Below are 18,633 nucleotides of genomic sequence, written 5' to 3' on the forward strand. Positions count from 1 at the left end.
ATGATGTTTCCTGAATCAGTATTGGTAATGAGAGTGATTATCATGCGTATTTTCTTTTTATTTAGGTGTTTCTGTCAATTGAAACCATCAAATGAGAATAATTTTTTACAACTCTTCTGCTTTGGTGGTTCAAAATGATATATTGAGAATCGTTATCACTATTTTTAACGGTTAGACTAGACTGCTACCATTCACCTGCTATTAAAGGTTCCGTATTTCATGAATAATCGATTGTTGAAGCTGTTACTGATATTTATTTTCAGTATTTCAACGGCCTATGCCAGTGAATGGCCAAAAGAAGTGACGGATATATTAGGCAATAAAGTGGTGATTACACAGAAACCACAGCGGGTAGTGCTGGCATCAGGCTATAGCTTTGTTGCTTTGTCATTTGTTCATGAAGATCCGGCTTCGGTACTGATTGGCTGGGGAAGTGAACTGAAAAAATTTGATACCGCAACTTATGAACTCTACAAGAAGACCTTTCCTAAACTGGCAACGCTGAAAACCATTGGCAGCGGCAGTGGCGATGAATTATCGGTAGAAACCATACTTTCCTTGTCACCTGATTTAGTCATTTTTGAGGCGTGGCAGGCTCCTCGCTCTCAGGTTTTGATTGCTTTATTACGTAAGAGCCATATTCCCGTGGTGTTTGTCGACTTCTATCAATCACCTTTAGAAAATACCCTTCCTTCCGTGCGCTTATTAGGGCAATTATTAGATCGCGAACAGCAGACGGAACAGCTAATTGGTTTTTATCAAAGCCATATGGAACGTCTTACTTCCAGATTAAACGATCCTAAAATAGAACATCCGCGAGTATTACTGCATGCGTATCCTGGCGTCTGGGAATGTTGTTGGACCAGCGGAACCGGGGGAGTTGGGGAATATATTACTTTGTTTAAAGGCATCAACGTTGGCGCAGATAAATTCCCAACCGGTAATGGTGGTCAGCTTAGTCTGGAATATTTGATTCAGAAAAACCCTCAGGTGTATATTGCCACCGGACATTCCGGCGTCGATCCGAATAAAGCTTTGCCGCTAGGTACCGGAGTTGATATGGCCCTTAGCCAACGTCAGTTAAGTAAACTGGTGGCGGAGAAAGGGCTGAACACGTTTGATGCGGTACAAAATGGCCGGGTTTATGGCTTTTGGAACTATTTTTCTGGTTCACCGCTCAATATTGTGGGAGCAGAGGTGATGGCAAAGTGGATCCAACCGGAGTTATATCAGGATGTCGATCCACAAAAAACCATGGATGAAATGAACCAACGTTTTCTTCCGGTGACGTTAACCGGGACTTATTGGCTTACCCTACAGAGATAGCGTTATGTATATCAAACCAGAACATACAGTCACTTCAAAAGAGCAACTGCGTGAATATTACGCCATGCCACATCAGATGGTGGTGAAGAAGCAAATTGATTTTTTGGCGCCTTATGGCCAAAAGCTGATTTCCCTGTCACCGTTTTTTATGTTGGCAACGGTAGGTAAAAATGGTGTGGATGTTTCACCTAAAGGGGGATATCCCGGGTTTGTAAAAACGGTGGGTGAGAAGACACTGTTGATTCCTGATTATGCCGGTAACAATCGGTTAGATGGCCTACAAAATATTATTGATAACCCACAGGTTGGCCTGACATTTTTGATTCCCGGTTATAACGAAGCATTTCGAATAAACGGTAAAGCGACCGTTTCCATTGATCCCTCCCTGTGTGAGTTCTTCACGGATACTGGCAAAACAGTGAAGTGCGTGATTGTGGTTAACATTGAAGAGGCGTTTATCCACTGTGGTCAGGCAATATCACTGGCTAAACTGTGGGATGTTGAAAGTCAGCAAAATAAAGACAGTGCACCAACGCTGAAGGATATTATTGCTTTCCATACGGCGCGGGAATCGGTTTAAGTCGACTACAGAAATATAAAGAATGTGTCATCCGATAAATTGACTCATTCTTGCAAATAAACTGCGACCTAAACGGTAATCTCTCCTGTCGTGTGATGATTGATACCATTCTTTATAAGTTAAAGAACCGATCGGTTTTAGCGATCGGTTCTTTTTTCGTTATAGCTAGACCAGATCTTTTAAGCGATAAATCCATTCCAGTGCCTGTTTGGGCGACAGCGTATCCGGATCTAAGGCTTCCAGCGCTTCTACCGCCGGGGATGTTTCTGCTTCAACGGTAAGTAGCGCCATTTGTGAGCCTTCAGCGGTGCTGTTGGCGGCGCTCAGCGAGAGCGATTCCAGCTCTTTTAGCTTTTGACGTGCGCGCTTGATAACGTCTTTAGGCACTCCGGCCAAAGCGGCGACCGCCAGACCATAACTCTTACTGGCTGCACCGGGCTGAACGCTATGCATAAAGGCGATAGTATCACCGTGCTCCACCGCATCCAGATGGACGTTCTCTACCCCTTCCATACGTTCAGGTAGGGTGGTTAATTCAAAATAATGGGTTGCGAACAGCGTCATGGCCTTAATTTTATTAGCCAGATTCTCTGCACAGCTCCAGGCCAGTGATAAACCGTCATAGGTTGACGTACCTCGACCAATCTCATCCATCAGAATCAGACTTTGTTCGGTGGCGTTATGTAGAATATTGGCGGTTTCCGTCATTTCCACCATAAACGTAGAGCGACCAGAGGCCAGATCGTCAGCGGCACCGATACGGGTAAAGATGCGATCGACGGGCCCGATGTTGGCGCTGTCGGCGGGAACAAAACTACCGATATGAGCCATTAACACAATCAGGGCAGCCTGACGCATATAGGTACTTTTACCGCCCATATTTGGGCCGGTGACAATTAGCATTCTGCGCTGGGGAGAAAGCTGTAGTGGGTTGGCGATAAAGGGTTCGCGCAATACCTGTTCAACTACCGGGTGGCGTCCGCCGGTAATATTGATGCCCGGTTTATCGCTCAGTTCCGGACAGATATAGTTTAGCGTATAGGCTCGTTCTGACAGATTGCACAACACATCCAGTTCAGCCAGCGCAGCAGCACTTTGTTGCAGAGCTTCAAGATGCGGTAGCAACAAGTCGAATAGTTCATCATACAGGGATTTTTCCAGCGCCAGCGCTTTACCCTTGGAGGTCAGAACCTTATCTTCATACTCTTTCAGTTCAGGGATGATATAGCGTTCAGCATTCTTTAGCGTTTGGCGGCGAACATAGTTAATCGGCACCAGATGGCTCTGACCGCGGCTAACCTGAATGTAGTAACCGTGAATTGCATTAAAGCCTACCTTTAAGGTATCCAATCCGAGTTTTTCACGCTCACGAATTTCCAGACGATCCAGATAATCTGTAGCGCCATCCGCCAGCGCGCGCCATTCATCCAGTTCGGCGTTATAACCGCTGGCAATTACACCGCCGTCGCGAATCAGTACCGGTGGCGACTCGATAACCGCTCTTTCCAGCAAATCCTGTAATTCATCAAATTGATTAATCTGATTTTTCAGCGTTTGGATATAGCCCGATGCGTAGGGCGCCAGTAACTGATGAATATCCGGGAGCTGTTGGAAAGCATAACGCATCCGCGCTAAATCGCGGGGGCGGGCTGTTCGCAGCGCCAGACGAGCCAGAATACGTTCTAAATCACCAATATTACGCAGATAGGGTTGGATGTCGCTATAGTTGCCCTGAAGCTCCTGTATCGCCGATTGACGGTTGCGTAGCAATGCCATATCGCGACTCGGCGCATGGATCCAGCGTTTTAGCATCCGGCTCCCCATTGGGGTAACGGCATGATCGAGAATCGCGGCCAGCGTATTTTCCGTTCCGCCGGACAGGTTTAACGTTAACTCCAGATTACGGCGGGTAGCAGCATCCAAAATAATACCGTCCTGCTGGCGCTCTAAGGTTAAACCTCGAATATGGGGTAGCGAAGTGCGCTGAGTATCTTTAACGTACTGCAACAGACAACCCGCGGCACGCAGGGCTCGTTCCGCTTTCTCTACGCCAAACCCATTTAAATCACGTGTGCCAAACTGGAGGTTTAACTGTTGACGGGCGGTATCCAGCTCAAATTCCCAAATTGGACGGCGGCGTAGGCCGTGGCGCTGATCGATTAGATCCATCGCCTGAAGGTCTTCCGGATAAAGCAGCTCCGCCGGATTGGTTCGTTGGATCTCTGCCGCCATAGTTTCTTTATCAAGGGGTTCAGAAACCTGGAAACGGCCGGAACTGATATCTAATGTGGCGTAACCAAATCGTTTATCTTCCTGCCAAATTGCTGCCAGTAGATTGTCCTGACGTTCCTGTAACAGCGCTTCATCACTGACTGTACCTGGGGTAACAATGCGCACCACTTTACGCTCTACCGGCCCTTTGCTGGTGGCAGGATCGCCAATTTGCTCACAAATCGCAACGGACTCTCCTAACTGAACCAGCTTTGCCAGATAGTTTTCTACCGCATGATGGGGAACGCCGGCCATTGGAATAGGTTCACCAGCAGAAGCACCACGCTTAGTGAGTGAAATATCCAGCAGCTGAGACGCGCGCTTGGCATCGTCATAGAAAAGCTCATAGAAGTCACCCATGCGGTAAAACATCAGGATATGCGGGTGCTGTGCTTTCAGCTTCAGATACTGCTGCATCATTGGTGTGTGGGTGCTTAAGTTTACATCGTTATTCATAGGGTTAATCTTTTTAATTCATTGAATTTAAAGTTTATTGTGATTTTTATTGTTCTCACTTAGTCTCTTGTAATCTTAGTGAAAATCACTGAAACGCATAAAAATGTATAGGTTAAAATGTCGGCTGTTGTACCACCATCGGTATCATTCAGCATGTACAACCTACACTTTTTAAAATTTGTTCTATATTATCATTTGGTTATGTGTAAATGGAGCCACCATAAAAGATAAACAGCTAGCCAATAACTTTCCACCGAAGCTATCGAGGCAATGAAATCCCCAATGATTAAAGATAAGGCTAATACGGGAGAAAATACGGGCTTACGAGTTACCTGTGGTGCGATAGGCAGCAAAACATTTTTTCTACCGTTATAGTAGCCCAGTTATGGGTAAACTCATACAGCTAAAAACGGGAAGCATTCCGCAAAATTCACTTGTAATAGCAAGGACTAAGCTAAAATGCTGAGGGAAATAAGGTGCGACGGGTGTTGTCCGGTGGCTGAAAATAAAGAAGCAAAACCAAAGCAGCAGAAAGAGAGCCGAAAGCAATAAATCTCAGAGTTTACAGTGGTAGGGCTTACTCGACCGATCGAATTGAAGAGCGAAAAGGTGTCGATCATAAAATCTCTTTGAATGCGCCCAAAATAAAGGATGAATGCTTGATATACCACACAGGGCACCTCATGATTTGAGCGGTACTGTCCGTACAGTGTTATTACGCTTACAATGCTCTAATGAAGTGGCTAAAGCTATTTTGGGGCATACCAAAGGCGGCATGAGAGAGGAGCTATCATCTCTATATGTATGGTGCTGAGAGCAGGAATGGGGAGATTATTCAGATGAATTGTAATCTTATTAAAATAGACAATAGGGAAGCGACATAATGAGCAGTCAATATTCACCTCCTTATGCTATTACACCGTCAATACTTAACTCTGTAGCGGAAATTAGCGAATTATTAGGCTATTGGTCGGCAAAAGATAAACTCGTTTCTCCACAATTGCGTAGAGAAAATCGCATTCGTACCATTCAGGCATCTTTAGCCATTGAACACAATAGCCTATCCACTGAACAAGTGACGGCTATTATGGATGGTAAACAAGTATTAGGGCCAGCTAGAGATATTCAAGAAGTACGTAATGCTATTTTAACTTATGAGCAATTACCTTATTGGCGTAGTAATAATGTTGAGCATTTTCTTGCAGCACATAAATTACTCATGCAGGGATTAGTGGATTATTCAGGCCATTGGCGTAATGGCAACGTAGGTATTTATCGTGACAATCATTTGATTCATATGGCGCCACCAGCCAACCAAATTCCCAGATTAATGACCTCTCTTTTTGATTGGCTAACCAATACGGATATTCATTCGCTGATTAAAAGTTGTATTTTTCACTATGAGCTTGAGTTTATTCATCCATTTTCGGATGGCAATGGTCGTATGAGCAGGCTATGGCAAACGTTAATATTGAGTGAATGGCGACCGGAATTGGCATGGTTGCCCGTTGAGACACTTATTCAAAAACAACAGAATGATTACTATCGAGTATTGGGTGAGGCTGATAAGGCTAGCAACTGTACCTGTTTTATTGATTTTATGCTGAGGGTGATAACTGAGGCGTTGAAAGAGGGGATTGATAGTCATAGCGACAAAATGTCGGGAGAAATGACGGGAGAAGTGTCGGGAGAAAATGAGCCGATTGCTCTACATAAAGTTGCTCGCCAGATCTTTGATGTGCTGAAGCAAAACCCAACGATGACGATACCTATGGTTGCAGAAAAGCTGAAAGTCAGTACCCGAACAGTTGAGCGTCATCTTAATACCTTGCAGCAGGTGAAATTGTTAGAGCGGGTAGGCTCGACAAAGGCGGGATATTGGAGGGTTGTTTAGTTTGTTGCGGTGAAATATAGTCTTGGTATGACTTAACTAACATCCGTATGGGATTATTACGCATACAATTCTCTAATGAGGTGGCAAGTGCAACACACATTGTATAGGCCAGTTGATCTTCGAAAATCCGTTTAATTAGGGGCATAAAGGTTGGTTATGTGTGTCTGGGATTGTGGTTAATATGTAACAGTCTAAAAATACTAGCACCCTACCAACGATAATAGCTTATAATATATATTCAATATATATCTGAAATCTGGAAGCCTTGATGAACAATAGCAAAAAAGAGCAGGTATCTTATACCAAGCCGTCTCGTGAAGAGATCGTTCGTTCGGTGGCAACGTCAACGGCGGTTGAAACGGGTCAATCTTCCAGTCAAATTGAAGCTTCACTTGAAGCTAAGCGCAAGAAGTTCTCCCATCTCCGTCTGGCTGTTTAGTTATTTCCTAATGCTTTTTTGACCCAAAATTTCATGGGGTCATAGTTCATTGATATACCTGCGTGGATAGCTGAAATATATTCGGCTTTATTCTGCTCCCAGCTTTGGTAATCCAATGGTTTAAATCCCCCTTGAACGGCCATCACATCAGCTAAAAGTCGTGATAAACGACCATTTCCTTCTCTAAATGGATGGATAAGTATCATTTCAACGTGGATTATTGCGATGGCCTCAATGAGCTGTTCTTCATCCATGCCGACACACGGTGTGTAATGGGCAAGGTACTTAGCTTCTAATTCATCCAGGAGTTTTGGGAGTTGAGCAGAAGGCGCAAACATAAAACCGCTTTTGCTGATGTTGACCGTTCTTTCCTGCCCGGCCCATCTATAAAGGTTACCTAACCACCGATGATGCCAGTTTTTAAGCATGGATACCGTGATTTGTTCAAGGGGAAAATGATCTTCAAAGATAAACTGATAGAGCTGTTCTAGTAACACCAGTTCGGCATCATCGATTTCATCAGAATTGGAAATACCTAATTTATTGGCTAAAACCTGTTCGTTCGAGTCTTCCTCATACTGTCCTTCACTGTTGGAAACATGGTATCGACTCATAGAAATGCTCTGTGTTGATGCGGTAATGGGGTTAACGAGAAACATACATAAATTATAACGCTATGTTAGTTATATACAATGTTATAAAAATCAATTAATTACATAAGTGTAGGTTAAACTATAGGTTTTTAATATAAGCTAATAAAAACTGTGAATATTGAGGTCGCTAGTATTACTCATGATGTTTTTCTTTTTAATACATTGAATTTGATATGAATTATGATTTCTGTTGCGCCAATTGTCTATGGCGGATTTTTACTGGAAATCACTCAATTTTATAAAGTCGATATGACGAACGTTATCGATAAAACAGGGTAGATACGGATTCTAAGCGTTGATGGATAAATTTCTCTGCCATTATACTAGCTGACTTAATGGCAAACTGATACTGGTAATAATTGGAGGTCTTACGCAAATTTTGCTTTAAATAGTAAGAGGTAAGAAAAAACAAAAGGCGGATACAGTCAATATTCTGCTCCGCCCTGTGAAACTCATCGATTAGCTCCTATGATGACTATTTTATGGCGTGACTACCTGAGTTTTTCAAAGCGTTCAGAAAAATTCTTCGCCGCTTCTACATAAGCACTTTCTTTAACCTCAGTGACCTGATTCAGTTTATTTTGACTGGATTGAAAGGCGATATTAATAAATTCACTTTCGGTATTGGGCGGCGTATACATTACCCACATTCCACTTTTAACATCGACGGTAGCAAAACGGATACTATATCGTAAGTATTTGGTTTCTCTTAGAATATCTCCGTTATGATAAGGGAGCCAAACAATTTTCGTATTATCTTTGTCCGGTAAACCCTGTTCGAAGCTGCCCCAGTACACCACAATTTTATTTTGTCGCGCTTTAGCTGCGGCTAAACGGAGCGATTTAATATAGTTAGGTTGTGGTAACAGCGCCTGTTCTGCATTTTTCCGCGCGATTGGCGTTCTGGGTTTGGTGGGGGATAGGCCCGAATAGACGGAGATATTGTAATACTTCATCATTTCCTGCTGCATAGCTGCATCCGGGATATTGGCCCCTGATTGAACCAGCACAATAGGTGAGTTTTTTGGAATCAGAAAACTGTCTTTATTGGCCTCTTTTAATGCTTGTTGAATATCATGCTCGGTAATTTCAGTGAGTGGATCGATATCCAATACTTCCTGCTCTGTCAGTTGACTTTTCCCGGTAAGATTTGCTGCTCTGGATTTGAATTCGGGCGCTGAAGAGCAACCGCTAATAAGAGTGGCAGAAATAAGAATCAGCGGTAGAAAAATAGCTGAACCCAGACGCTTTACTGATTGCATTATTTTATCCTTTTTATATAAAAACGGTGACATCATTTTGCTAGTTGTTATCCGTGATTAACTCATGGTAATGGCTTAATAAGCCATTGAGCCGTTGTTCGATCTGTTTGGTTTGTGCCGCTGTTGGTGAAGGCTGATCCGCCTGCTGCCGCAATAGCTCTTCAACAGGTGGACTGTCATTTAACTGGCGTTGAATGGCATTTAGTGAAGACTTTAATTGTGCAAGAGATAACGTTCTCCCCTGAGCTTCGGCTTGGTTAATCTGACGGATTAAACCGGTTATCCTTTTTTGTGCCTGACTATATCCATCACTGAGTGGGTTTTCGCTGCGTAAACTGTTCTGATGTTGTTGCCATTCTTGTTTTAGTGCGGCTGCTTTTTTGGAGTCGGGCCACAATTGGGTAATTAGCGTAGACAGATTGTCGGCATAAAAGTGGCTGGCAAGCGGCGATTGATTAGCTAACGAAGTTAACTGTTGTTGGTAAATCGGCAAGTCCGGCTGATAGGCTCGGAGTGGGTTTGCCTGTAGCTCATTGGCATACTGGATGATTTCTTGCCGTGGTATTTGGGCGAAAAATTGCGGATCCATCAAGGGGGATTTTTGTAATTGGCTCAGATGAATCAACGTCAGAAAAGCTGCACTGGCAAGGCAGATTCCCATTAAAAAACCGTGCCATGCTTTAAATCGCGGTATTTGCGTCGGGGCAAATGGTAAATTTATCGATAGCGGTGGCTGTTGAGCATTGATCCTTACCGTTTCAGGTTCGGGCTCCTGTTCCGCTTTGGTCTGCACAATCGTCGGCGGATTATCAACCTTTACCTCTTCAACTGGTTCCGGCTCAGCGGGGAATAAGGCTTTTTTCCTTTGTAACTTAAGCTGGCTGGCGGCTCTTATCTCAAGGGTTTCACGCGTATTATGAATAAATTTATACAGCTCGATTACGCTGGAGTCTTTTTTTAGTTTCAGCTCATTCAACGTATCTGCTATTTGCTTTAACGGTTGTTCCAATTGGATTAGGAGCGGGATATGCGAGGCTTTAAAGGAAAACGTTCGGATATCGTAGCCAACCCGATTATTTAACCAATCCAGCATTTCTATGCGGGAAGTATCGCTTTCCGGCCATAGCTCTTGCCAATGTTCAGCTATCAAGCCAGCGATAAGGCAGCATCCTTCACCAAAACCGGCTAATCCTTCAAGTTTAGTTTTAGCAAAAGTAAAGTAGCTGGCAGTTTGTAAATCAACGCCATTTTTGCGGAATAATTCCTGAGATAAGCTGACGATTAAGGTGAAATCAACATCCGGCGCTGCGGGATGGCTCAGCTTATTAATCTCACTGCGTATTTCAGTAAATTCCAGATAGTTACGAGGATCGCCGCCAATATGGATATCCTTATGCATAAACAAATCTCCAGAGAAGGCCGGAACTTTATCCGGCCAGACAGGATTTAATACAAGGTGTTAGGTAAATTGAACTGACTAAACAGCCCACCGGCGAATGGATTATCCGATTCATCAATAAACACGCGATAAATAATGTAGCCATTATCAATGTCATAACGCACATCAAACGAGTTATTGCTGACATTGGTTAGCTTGCCTGAATTGATCATGCGTAGCAGACCCCAGGCACTGCTATAACTTAGTGTTTTATTGCTTCTGTCTCCGCCAATCAAAGTGAGTTTACTTTCCACATTATCGCGCATGGAGTTTGGCCAGATTAAGCGAACCGGAATACTGCTTGAATGGCGGTATTCAACTAATTGACCATCCAGATTGAGCACGCCGCGGCGGCGATTGCCTGACATATTGATCGGTTGAATTGAGAACTGAATGCCTAATCCATTCTGTTTACTAAAGAAGGTACGGCGGATTTTTTCAGCGATCTCAAGCTGTCTCAAGATGTTTGGATGGATAAGTGACTTACCGTTCTCATTCATACCCAAGTCATTATCGATAAACACTTTCAGATTTTGTTGGTAGAAGGCATCCAGCGTACCGCCATAGCCAAAGAAGCGCTCGAACTCGCTAAGAGGCACATCAAGTTTAGCACCAGGGGCAAACGGATAACGGTTAGCCAGCGTTTGACGATATGGCATAACAACCTTGTCATTCCATTCAATCTCCAGCGATTTAATCGCTTCGATCATGATGACATTCCAGGCTTCTGTCGCCAGTTCGCTGACCCAACGTCCCAATGGTTCTGGTAGCGATTTTGAGAGCTGCTGAGCTTCAAAAATAGGATCGCTGTTATTATTGCTTAACCGTAGCTGTACCGCCTGTAGTGCGGATTTCCCTGGCGATGGCGAGTTCTGTATTGCCATCATATAACGATGTAAATCAGTCAATCTGACGCTAACATTGCCCAACGCACTGATTTGATCTTTATCTTCAATGGTAACGCTATTTTCTTTAGTGAACTGGTGGCTTAAGTAGTTCAGTAAGCGGTAGTCACTGCTTTGGGTTGGATTACTGGTATTGAGTAGTTTAGAGCCTTCCCCTAATACTGAATCTTTAGGGGTGGTGTTCTCTCGCAGTAACTCCATGATTCGTTTAAAAACATATTCACCGCTGGTGATTTGCTCCAACCCGGCAATCACGTCCGGAATATCAGCAAATTTACGGATATGGATGTTGTTATAAGCGTTATGCCAAGTGGTGATATAGTCATTGAGATACAGCGAGGTGATTTGCTTTTGTATCTCTTCACGGTCAGCTTTGCTGTAATGGACGTTCTTGGTAATCTCCAATACCCAACTATCCAGTGAGGTATATTTAATTAAAGAATCATCCTGCAGGACAAAAAAGTTAGTGAGGCCTGACCGCGTCAGGAGTTGAGGCACTTTAAGCAACGCTTCATTATCGGCAGCAAACACCGAGTCAAAGCTGGCCCCCACCTGATTCCGGATATTTAAATCAGTCGGTAAGGCTGATTTAGCCTGTCCATGTAAGCTTTGATAAACCCGGCGATAGATGGATAAACGACGTAGATCAACCTGAGCATCTTGAATGTTTTGCTCATAAGGCCGATAACTCTCAATGGCCAGTCGGTTTTTCTTCAGGCGCTCAGCTTTCCAATGGATGTTATCTAACGCATAGGAAAGGTGATTTTCCAGTTGGATCTGGACATCATTCTGACCTTTAAATTCCTCACTCCAGCGATCAATCATATAATTCATCACCGCCGTTTTATCACGGCCGGTTTCATCTTCAATCATTCGCATGATGCGCAGGATTCTGAGTTTATTATCACTCCCTTCTTTTTCTTTACTAAGCTGTTGTTCCAGGCCATTCATAATGGACGGAAGAAAGCGCTGTAACAGCAGGTTATAATACGTTGATTCAACATAAGGACCGATTTTATAGCCCTGATATAGTCCCATATCCGACAGCAGACCCCGCCGATTATAGTCACCATAGGCAAACGTCGCCTGACTGACCGGATTAAGCAGGGGAAGCTGTAAGGCACCCAGATAATCTTTTTCAGTTGGGAGTTCGATGTTCACATACTGTTTCGCTTTGGCTAAGACTTCCTCACCGGCTTGATGGTTACTGCTATAGAAATATTGCCAACTGGCAATAATGATCACGGCTAATCCGGCTGCACTGGCACTCCAACGATATAAACGATGGCGAACATACTGGCGGTATTCTTCATTTTTACCCGCTAGCTGAGTCTCTTCAAATAACAGATTGTTCAGTAACTCATGGGTAAAATAGGTATGGGATAATGGGGATTGCCAGCTTGGGTAAACCTGTTCCGGCAAGTTATATTGCGATGCCGCGGATTTGACAAACAGATCCTCCATTTGCCCTTTCTGCATCGAAGAGGTCAAATAGAGACCACGCAGTAAGAATGGCTGGTGTTCTGATGAGAATAATCCTTGGTCAATCAGATCTTCAATATAGTCCTTAAGTCCATTAATCTGGCGGATAAAGGTAAAAAGTTGGCTACGTTGACTAACGTCAACATTGTTGAGCATCATGCCCGGTAAGGCGTTATTGAGCTGATGGATCCACTGTTGCCAGAAATTATTCAGCGATTTTTTCCAGTCACCGTCATCAATTGGGAAGGTGATGCCCAGAATTTCTTCCCGCTGGGCTTTATCCAGTGCTTGGTACATGGCACCAAAACCATACAGCAAGTCGAGTTTTGTCAGCACGATATAGACTGGAAGTTTGGTATGTAAATCTTGAGCGATTTCAGTTAAACGGGATTTCAACGCGGAAATATAGTTTTCCCGCTCTATTTTATTAAAGGTACAGAATTGGTAGAGGTCAACGGTCAGAATAATCCCGTTTAAGGGTTGTGCAGGACGAATCTCAGCCAACCATGATAACGCGTTTCGCCATAACTTTTCATACAGCGTGGGCAGCGCATGATCGGTAGGTTGCTCCAATAAAATCCCATCGGCTTCAATAATAACCGCCTGATCGTTCAGCCAGCAATGAACTCGCTGTTCATTTTCCGGAGCGTAGAGTTCATTCAGTTTACAACCTTCTTTAAGAAAGGTGGTTTTACCGGCACCGCGATTACCAATAACCAGATACCAAGGTAATTGATACTGGTAATCTTTTACCGTTAGCTGCTTTTGTAAATTCACTATCCAGCGATCGAAGTATCGCTGTTGAATGCCAACCTCCAACTGAACCGGATCTTTGACTTCTTGCTTAGCCTGCTTTTGTTGTGAGCGTAATCGGCGGTTAGTGAATTCCAGATGCAGCAGTGCCCATATCATGGCGCTAAGAATCGTTATTAAGGTAATCAGCCAGCGGCGAACGGATGGAGCAAAGGGTTTCATCTCCATAATTTCAAAGTCATCACCATAGCTCCACATCCAAAACATGAAGAACAGCCAGATACCGGCAATGACATACAGTCGGGTTTTTTTAGCCGGTAATTTGGGTGATTTTATTAGCTTCGGTAATCTGGGAAGCTTGGGTAACCGGGGTTTTAGTATAGACGGCAGCTTCATTGATTACTCCTTGTTACCTAATGAGTCTTTTAGTCCGCTACAACTATCAAAGAAAGAGGGTTCCCACTCTTTTGCGGATAGCTGGGCTGCTTTATGAACTAAGTTTTCTAATTGTTGTTTGCCTAACTTATGGCATCCGGCCTGATGTAACAGCTTGATGGTTTGCAGTTGGGTATAACTCCGTGAGCGGGGCTCATCGCCGGTGGTTTGTTCCAGAAACGTTAGCGCTGACTGTAGGCCTTCGCTGTTAAACAGGGATAAAGCCTGAGAAAAATCTTCACTTTGTGATTGGCTATGTTCTTTCTGGTTTAGCCACTTTTGAGTTTGTGGATTCATAAACGGTTCACCGTTAGAGAAACACAGTGATTGGCATTCAGAAAAACGTGCCAGAAAATACTTCAGTTCATTTTTGATGACGTCCGCCGTAGTGGGATGTCCCAGCTTGTTGGCAATGGCGGCGGAGAGATAGTGGCCATCAAACCAGAAAGGAGAATAGGCGATGGTGTTTTCTACCTTGAGCCAGAGTGCCAATGAGGGACGAGACAACTCACGTTCAAATTCACTGATTTTTTCTATCGGTAGTGCCGGTACCGAAGTCACACCATTACTGACGGCGGGTGGTGTGGCAATATTAAACCAGACGGCATGGCGTCTTAACTGAAAGCTGATTGGTGTGGTAAATGAGCGCTCTGCCTCAATTTCGGCAATTTTTAGCAGGGTTTTACTCCAAGCTCGCTCAGATGAGTCATCCAGCATCACATGAGGGAGCGAGGTATGAGGTACCTTGGATTCAGAGGTTGTCAGCGAACCGTTATTTGGGCTTGTTGATGGTGCTGCCGCGGCTACTGTGGTCGGCGTCACTGCCGCTGCCGACGGTAGCTCACTAATGGATGATTTTGAGTAGCTAACAATCAATTTATCCAGTTGTTCACATAGGGCGGTTTGCTCTTGCCACAGCTGTTTTAAACGAACAAATTCGCTGATAGATTGCTCACGCTCTTCGGCAATCGCCGAGTGGCTAAATAGCTCTTTGGCGTTAACAAAACGCTGGATAATCATTTGAGCGATGCGCAGTTTATTTTTCTGCGGGGCAGCAATACTCCAGTAAGCTTCAACATAATCAGCCAGCAGAGCGATAGCCAGCAGAATACTGGCGGGGCGTTCACTGCGCTGTAACGTATTGAGCAGGTGAGTTAATAGCCTGAAATCTTTCGTCTCTTCAGCCAGCAATTTTAAGATTCGATCTTGAACATCGGGGATATTGACCGTTTCATGGCTAATCGTGCCGAGTTTAGCCATTTCGGTGTCAATATATTCCCAGTCCCCATTATCCGATGGGATAGCCTGTTCTAATTGTCTTTGTGGCAGTGGCTTAAGGATTAAGTCACGCCAGGGGTGCTGAGTAATAAATTCCATAATTCGTTTACCATCTACAGGCTTGTCGAAGGGGGGAAATTGCTTTTGATAGCCCGCTAATTTGGAAAGAGATCCCGTTTAATGCTTTGTTTTCTGACTCAATAGTTAATGTTTCAGCATTGAGCAGGCGCTGAATTTCCGAAATACCGGGTAATCCACGGCTGCTTTCCAGCAACAGACCGTTATCGCGAACGAACCAATGACTGCGGAATGTGGTACCGGTATTGGTTTTCAGCGTAATGGTGCTGCTTTTGTCATTTGAGAGCGGATTAAAAAATGCAATTTGCATACGGGTAATGTTGTCCTGACAGCTAAAGATCAATACCGGCCGGGGAGGGCGAATGCCCAACGCCGGCGTAGAGATAATGACTTCAGGAGACAGTTCACCGTCCGCTTGCTCAGTAAGAAACTCAGTGGAGTGCTCAGGCCGCTGTTTTTCAAGCAACAGGGCTTTTTGTACCGTATCACTGCGCTTCATAACGGCAGGTTGAGAGACATTCGCCTCGGTTGTTTTGAACAAATTGTCATAACAGGCCAAACGCAACAGTGCCGACGGCTCACTTCGGCATTGAATCAACGCTTGCTCCAGACCAGACTTATCGGCAATTTGGGGCTCTGCGGACACGCTGACTGACCCGGCCAAAAGTAAAGCTGGTAATAGACGTTGTCGTAGCGCTACCCCGATGTTTAACATACCGGTTCCTCACCTACATAAGAGGTAAACTGGTTGTTGTTAACGCTGAAGCGTACATAGTTAATGGACTCACCCGAGGCCATTTTATTCAGCAGTTGCAGAGACACCGGCGGCAGAAGTTGACCATCAATGATGGATTCCAGCATACGGGCACCGTTCTCCGCCCGAGTAGCTCTGGCAATAATTTGTTCAGGCACGTCTTCATCGAATACCACTTTGGCATCAAATTTATCCTGAAGCGTTCTTTCCAGTTTCTTTAGTTTTCCTTGAACAATCACGCTTAACACTGCCTTGGAAAGTGGCAGGTAAGGAATAATTTCCATACGTGCCAGCAGCGCTGGTTTAAAGAAGTCAGCTAACTCTTGATAAAGTTGGTCGCCAATCATCTCTGGTCGATCGGCATAGTCAACGATGGTTTGGTAGCCTAAGTTAGACGTTAGGAAGAACACCACATTCTTACAGTCAATGATTCGGCCTTCTCCATCAGCTAATTCACCTTTATCAAAGGCTTGATAGAACAAGTTGAGGACATCAGGATGGGCTTTTTCTACTTCATCCAGCAGTACCACTGAATAAGGTTTTTGACGAATACTTTCGGTCAGAATACCGCCTTCACCGTAGCCGACATAGCCAGGAGGAGAACCAATTAGGCGAGATACGGTATGCTTTTCCTGATATTCAGACATGTTAATGGTCGTCAGATACTGTCTGCCACCAAACATCAGCTCAGAAATTTGAATAACGGATTCTGTTTTACCAACGCCACTCGGGCCAACTAACAAGAATGCGCCCAATGGTCTACCCGCTCGGCGAAGATCGGCGCGAGCGGTTAATAAATGTTTATGCAGATTCTCAATGGCCAGATCCTGACCTTTAATTTCGCTGCTGAGATATTTCGGTAGTTCGGTGACAATGGATAGTTCATTTTGCGAAATGCGGTTAAGCGGTACACCAGTCCATTCAGCAATAACGGAAGAGATCTGTTTCTTATCTACGTGTGGCGACACCAACAGCTCTTCTTTTTGTAGTTCATTGAGTTCTAGCGTTAAAGAGGTGAGCTCACCCAGTAGAATCGGCTCTTGTGATTTAGCATCATTGATGCTGTCATCCTGTGTATCTGCTTCACTTCCTCCAGTGATTACCGGAGTTGAAGGCGAGAGTAACAGCGCCCGCAGTTCAATAATGCGGTGAACCAATGCTTGCTGTTTTTGCCAGAGAACATTGATGTTATCCAGTTGTTCCTGACTGTCATCACACAGTTGTTTGAGACCAATGATGCGCGCTGAGTTATCTTTCAGCCCCAAACGATGCTCTCTCTCCAGCAGTTCTATCTCTTCGTTAAGCTGATGCAGGCTATTTTCCAGCACCGAAACCTGACGTGGCGGAGAAGTTAAATTGATGGAGATACGAGCACAGGCAGTATCCAATACATCAATGGCTTTATCGGGCAGTTGGCGACCTGAAATATAGCGATCGCTGAGATAGGCGGCAGCCTGTAATGCATCATCATCAATTAATACCCCGTGAGATTCTTCATAGATTTCACGTAATCCACGCATGATAATGACCGCTTCGTCAGCAGAAGGCTCGCCAACTTTAACTAATTGAAAGCGGCGAGAAAGGGCGGCGTCTTTCTCAAAGTATTTTTTGTATTCGCTCCAGGTCGTTGCTGCGATAGTTTTCAGTTCACCGCGGGCTAACGCAGGTTTCAACAGGTTCGAAACGTCTAATCCTCCTTGCTGATTACCAGCACCGATGAGCGTATGGGCTTCATCAATAAACAGGATAATCGGAATAGGAGAATGACTGACTTCAGACATAATACCTTTGAAGCGTTTTTCAAATTCACCTTTTACTGAAGCCCCTGCCTGTAGCGAACCTAAATCCAACGACATAATTTGTGTACCCAATAAACGTTCTGGTACACGGTCTTTGGCAATTCTTATGGCTAATCCTTCTATCAGGGCACTTTTACCGACGCCAGCGTCGCCGACTACGATCGGATTGTTTTTTCTGCGGCGGGAGAGAATATCTACCATCAGGTCGATCTCTTTATCACGGCCTAATACCGGATCAAGTTTTCCATCAATCGCCTGTTGCGTCATGTTGGTGGCGTATTTATCGAGTAAGGTCGCATTGTGGGCAGAAGCTGCGCCGCCAACCTTTCTGTCGGATGAATGGGGCGTAACGCTTTCGGCAGAACCACTGGTCCACTGATGGAATTCAGACTGTAACAAGTCTTTATTGATCGACGTCAGCAACTGGGCGACTGGTTTTGAAACATAGCGGTTTGGACTATGCAGAATAGTCAGCAAAATGACGCCGGTTCTAAGGTTGGTTTCTTTTAATTCAGCGCTACTGAGTAACAGTGAATCTTGTAATAGTTCGACCAACAGTGGGGAAAAACTCGGGGTCGTTTGCCCATTTTGCGCATTATCAATCGGTGTTTGTTCTAATAAGCCACACAGTACTTCGGTATCGATATTGGCTTTAGATAATATTTGTCGAATATCACATAGCGGCGTTTCCAGGCTTTGTAACAGGAAATGCGAAACCGTAATCTCTGCACTTTGCGAGTTGACACAGATGGCGGCAGCACTTTCAAAAATATGACGACTGACCGGGTTTAGCTGTTGAAGTAATTTTGGAAGTTCAATACGAATCATGG

12 protein-coding genes are annotated in these 18,633 nt (G+C 44.4%); 4 read left to right on the plus strand and 8 right to left on the minus strand.

Annotation, left to right across the window (positions count from 1 at the left end; all coding sequences use genetic code 11):
• Window positions 1-219 precede the first annotated feature (219 nt).
• On the plus strand, window positions 220-1,326 hold the full coding sequence (locus tag EL341_RS04825) for an ABC transporter substrate-binding protein (RefSeq protein ID WP_126467142.1): 1,107 nt from the start codon (window positions 220-222) through the stop codon (window positions 1,324-1,326).
• Window positions 1,327-1,330: 4 nt separating this feature from the next.
• Window positions 1,331-1,906, plus strand: a complete 576-nt coding sequence (locus EL341_RS04830) for an MSMEG_1061 family FMN-dependent PPOX-type flavoprotein (protein ID WP_047780353.1) — start codon at window positions 1,331-1,333, stop codon at window positions 1,904-1,906.
• 165 nt (window positions 1,907-2,071) lie between these two features.
• On the opposite strand, the gene mutS is transcribed toward EL341_RS04830, so the two are convergent.
• Window positions 2,072-4,633 carry a DNA mismatch repair protein MutS gene (gene mutS / locus EL341_RS04835; RefSeq protein ID WP_126467144.1) on the minus strand — a complete coding sequence of 854 codons (2,562 nt, stop codon included), beginning with the start codon at window positions 4,631-4,633 and terminating at the stop codon, window positions 2,072-2,074.
• Between the two features lie 883 nt (window positions 4,634-5,516).
• Here mutS and EL341_RS04845 point away from each other — a divergent pair.
• The gene (locus EL341_RS04845) at window positions 5,517-6,527 is read left to right on the plus strand and encodes a Fic family protein (protein WP_126467146.1); all 1,011 of its coding nucleotides are present in this window, start codon (window positions 5,517-5,519) and stop codon (window positions 6,525-6,527) included.
• Between the two features lie 268 nt (window positions 6,528-6,795).
• Window positions 6,796-6,966 (plus strand): hypothetical protein, encoded by a 171-nt coding sequence (locus EL341_RS17570; RefSeq protein ID WP_164720438.1) that lies wholly within the window; start codon window positions 6,796-6,798, stop codon window positions 6,964-6,966.
• Here the strand turns inward: EL341_RS17570 and EL341_RS04850 are convergent.
• From EL341_RS04850 to tssH, 7 genes are all read right to left on the minus strand, one after another.
• Window positions 6,963-7,580 (minus strand): Fic/DOC family protein, encoded by a 618-nt coding sequence (locus EL341_RS04850; RefSeq protein WP_047780356.1) that lies wholly within the window; start codon window positions 7,578-7,580, stop codon window positions 6,963-6,965. The genes EL341_RS17570 and EL341_RS04850 overlap by 4 nt on opposite strands.
• A gap of 530 nt (window positions 7,581-8,110) precedes the next feature.
• Window positions 8,111-8,881: a hypothetical protein gene (locus tag EL341_RS04855; RefSeq protein WP_126467148.1), complete on the minus strand. Its 771-nt coding sequence runs from the start codon at window positions 8,879-8,881 to the stop codon at window positions 8,111-8,113.
• A gap of 40 nt (window positions 8,882-8,921) precedes the next feature.
• Window positions 8,922-10,280 carry a VasL domain-containing protein gene (locus EL341_RS04860; protein WP_126467150.1) on the minus strand — a complete coding sequence of 453 codons (1,359 nt, stop codon included), beginning with the start codon at window positions 10,278-10,280 and terminating at the stop codon, window positions 8,922-8,924.
• 47 nt (window positions 10,281-10,327) lie between these two features.
• Window positions 10,328-13,855 (minus strand): type VI secretion system membrane subunit TssM, encoded by a 3,528-nt coding sequence (gene tssM / locus EL341_RS04865; RefSeq protein ID WP_047780359.1) that lies wholly within the window; start codon window positions 13,853-13,855, stop codon window positions 10,328-10,330.
• Between the two features lie 3 nt (window positions 13,856-13,858).
• Window positions 13,859-15,271, minus strand: a complete 1,413-nt coding sequence (gene tssA, locus EL341_RS04870) for a type VI secretion system protein TssA (RefSeq protein ID WP_126467152.1) — start codon at window positions 15,269-15,271, stop codon at window positions 13,859-13,861.
• Between the two features lie 7 nt (window positions 15,272-15,278).
• A complete protein-coding gene (gene vasI, locus EL341_RS04875; protein WP_047780361.1) occupies window positions 15,279-15,965 on the minus strand; it encodes a type VI secretion system-associated protein VasI in 687 nt (228 codons plus the stop codon).
• Window positions 15,959-18,631, minus strand: a complete 2,673-nt coding sequence (gene tssH, locus EL341_RS04880) for a type VI secretion system ATPase TssH (RefSeq protein ID WP_126467155.1) — start codon at window positions 18,629-18,631, stop codon at window positions 15,959-15,961. The genes vasI and tssH overlap by 7 nt, the downstream gene beginning before the upstream one ends.
• Between the last annotated feature and the right edge of the window lie 2 nt (window positions 18,632-18,633).

It is taken from the genome of Pragia fontium (assembly GCF_900638655.1).
Lineage (GTDB): Bacteria > Pseudomonadota > Gammaproteobacteria > Enterobacterales > Enterobacteriaceae > Pragia > Pragia fontium.

Bases quoted from the DNA above. Each gene is read 5' to 3' on its own strand.
- EL341_RS04845 (WP_126467146.1), top strand. From the start codon at position 5,517: ATGAGCAGTCAATATTCACCTCCTTATGCTATTACACCGTCAATACTT.
- mutS (WP_126467144.1), bottom strand. From the start codon at position 4,633: ATGAATAACGATGTAAACTTAAGCACCCACACACCAATGATGCAGCAG.
- EL341_RS04830 (WP_047780353.1), top strand. From the start codon at position 1,331: ATGTATATCAAACCAGAACATACAGTCACTTCAAAAGAGCAACTGCGT.
- tssA (WP_126467152.1), bottom strand. From the start codon at position 15,271: ATGGAATTTATTACTCAGCACCCCTGGCGTGACTTAATCCTTAAGCCA.
- vasI (WP_047780361.1), bottom strand. From the start codon at position 15,965: ATGTTAAACATCGGGGTAGCGCTACGACAACGTCTATTACCAGCTTTA.
- tssH (WP_126467155.1), bottom strand. From the start codon at position 18,631: ATGATTCGTATTGAACTTCCAAAATTACTTCAACAGCTAAACCCGGTC.
- EL341_RS04855 (WP_126467148.1), bottom strand. From the start codon at position 8,881: ATGCAATCAGTAAAGCGTCTGGGTTCAGCTATTTTTCTACCGCTGATT.
- EL341_RS04850 (WP_047780356.1), bottom strand. From the start codon at position 7,580: ATGAGTCGATACCATGTTTCCAACAGTGAAGGACAGTATGAGGAAGAC.
- EL341_RS04860 (WP_126467150.1), bottom strand. From the start codon at position 10,280: ATGCATAAGGATATCCATATTGGCGGCGATCCTCGTAACTATCTGGAA.
- tssM (WP_047780359.1), bottom strand. From the start codon at position 13,855: ATGAAGCTGCCGTCTATACTAAAACCCCGGTTACCCAAGCTTCCCAGA.
- EL341_RS17570 (WP_164720438.1), top strand. From the start codon at position 6,796: ATGAACAATAGCAAAAAAGAGCAGGTATCTTATACCAAGCCGTCTCGT.
- EL341_RS04825 (WP_126467142.1), top strand. From the start codon at position 220: ATGAATAATCGATTGTTGAAGCTGTTACTGATATTTATTTTCAGTATT.